Source organism: Streptomyces sp. NPDC086835 (assembly GCF_044745705.1).
Taxonomy (GTDB): domain Bacteria; phylum Actinomycetota; class Actinomycetes; order Streptomycetales; family Streptomycetaceae; genus Streptomyces.
In genome coordinates, this window is record NZ_JBIVAU010000033.1 from 1 (window position 1) to 1,851 (window position 1,851).

Sequence of the window (1,851 nt, forward strand, 5' to 3'; positions counted from 1 at the left end):
AGCCATACCCGGCGTCTCTGGATCTCTGGACCTTACGACGGCCCATCCAACCCGCCAACAACGTAGGACCACCTGATCACCGACCGCCACGGAACTCCCTTGGCCGTCTCGCTGACCAGCGGAAACCGTCACGACGTCACTCAGCTGATGCCTCTGCTGGACGCGATACCCCGCATCCGCGGGGTCCGTGGGCGGCCGCGACACCGGCCAGGCCGGCTGTTCGCCGACCGCGGCTACGACTACGACAAGTACCGCCGCCTCCTCCGGACCCGCGGCATCACACCGAAGATCGCCCGCAAGGGCACAGCCCACGGCTCCGGCCTGGGCCAGACCCGCTGGGTCGTCGAGCGGACCTTCGCCTGGCTCCACCAGTTCAAGCGGCTACGGATCCGCTACGAGATACGCGCCGATCTCCACCTCGGCCTGCTTCAACTCGCGTGCAGCATCATCTGCTTGAGACGCCTCCGAACCTCATTTTGAAACGATCAGTAAGCACGATCTTCGGTGCGAACGATCCGTCCCGTTCCCGGGGCGCTGTCCCAGCGCTTCAGGACGAGCGGGTCCTCGTCCTCGGAGCGGTTGCTGTACGAGGCCTGGCAGCCGTAGCAGTCCTCGATGGGCGGGCGTTGAGCGAACACGCCGCCGGGCTTGAGCCGCTGTCGGATGACGGGCAGCAGTTGCTCCGGATTGGTGAACCAGGCAGCGCCGAACACGGAATAGACGGTATCGAAGTGTGTGCCGGTCTCCTCGAGGAACCGGACGGCGTCCGCTCGGTGGAGCACCAGGCCGGAGTCGGCCCATCGCGCCTCGGCGGCCTTCGGCTGTGCGAAGGACACGTGGACACCGACGGCGGGCGCCGAGCGCCGCCGTGTGGGCGAGGTTGCCGCCCTTGCCGCAGCCGAGGTCCAGGACGCTTGGGCCGGGGCCGATGCCGAGGAGCCCGGCGCCGGGACCGTGGTCGGGGTATTGGGTCCAGTTGAACCAGGTGGTCGCGCCAGCGGCGTTTACCGGTCGCCTCGGGGCTTCTGCTTCGAGTGCGTGTCCCGGGCGGTTCCGGCTGAACCGGCCCCCACCACACCCACTGCGACCGAAACGGGTTAAGGGTCGCACCCAATGACGCTCGCCCCGGCCGGTGGTCCGAAAGCCCCGGCCGACGCGAGCTCACAAGCCCCCGCCCCGGGCCGAGCCCCGGCAGGACCGTGCCCAGGGGGTCTCTTTATGTCGTCAACACCCTGAAAGGGACCACTCATGACCACAGCCGTCCGCACCGCGCCGCTCGAGGGCCTGGCGGCCGCCGGGATCCTCTCGGTCGAATGCGAGCTCACTGCAACTGTCAGCTCAAGTGCACGCACTGCTGCACCCTGTCCGGCCCGAAGGTCAGCCATGGCAGCATGACCGTGACCGACTGGCAGGCCGTCGTCGCCGACATCGCACAGCTCGGCATCCCCGGGGTCCAGTTCATCGGCGGCGAACCCACCCGCTCCGTCGACCTGCTGCCGCTGATCGCGTACGCCCTGTGCCGCGGCCTCGAGGTGGAGGTGTACTCGAACCTCACCCACGTCCGGCCGACGATGTGGCAGGCGTTCCAGGAGGACGGTGCCCGCCTCGCCACCAGCTACCACAGCGACCGGCCGGACGAGCACGAGGCCATCACCGGCGGGCGCGGCAGCCACCAGCGGACCCGGCGCCGGCTCGTCGACGCGCTGACCCACGCCCGCACGAAGTGTGGTCACGACACGGAGCCCGTCGCCGGCCGGCCAGCTCGAAGTGTCGCGTGCTGTTTGCTACTTGACGGAATGATGAGGCTCCGTAAGAATCTGCTAAATCGATCCAGCGAGATCGGCCGACCGA

At 68.5% G+C, this 1,851-nt stretch carries 2 protein-coding genes and 1 pseudogene; 2 read left to right on the forward strand and 1 reads right to left on the reverse strand.

Translation table 11 applies throughout. From position 1 onward, the window contains the following. Nucleotides 1-69: 69 nt before the first annotated feature. A pseudogene (locus ACIPJI_RS36485) lies at nt 70-480 on the forward strand (IS5 family transposase); the annotation flags it as partial. A 5-nt stretch (nt 481-485) separates the two neighbouring features. On the opposite strand, the gene ACIPJI_RS36490 reads toward ACIPJI_RS36485, so the two are convergent. Continuing rightward, nucleotides 486-998: a methyltransferase domain-containing protein gene (locus tag ACIPJI_RS36490; protein ID WP_402251276.1), complete on the reverse strand. Its 513-nt coding sequence runs from the start codon at nt 996-998 to the stop codon at nt 486-488. A gap of 315 nt (nt 999-1,313) precedes the next feature. On the opposite strand from ACIPJI_RS36490, the gene ACIPJI_RS36495 reads away from it, so the two are divergent. After that, the coding region (locus ACIPJI_RS36495) for a radical SAM protein (protein WP_402251274.1) at nt 1,314-1,851 on the forward strand (538 nt) is incomplete at its 3' end.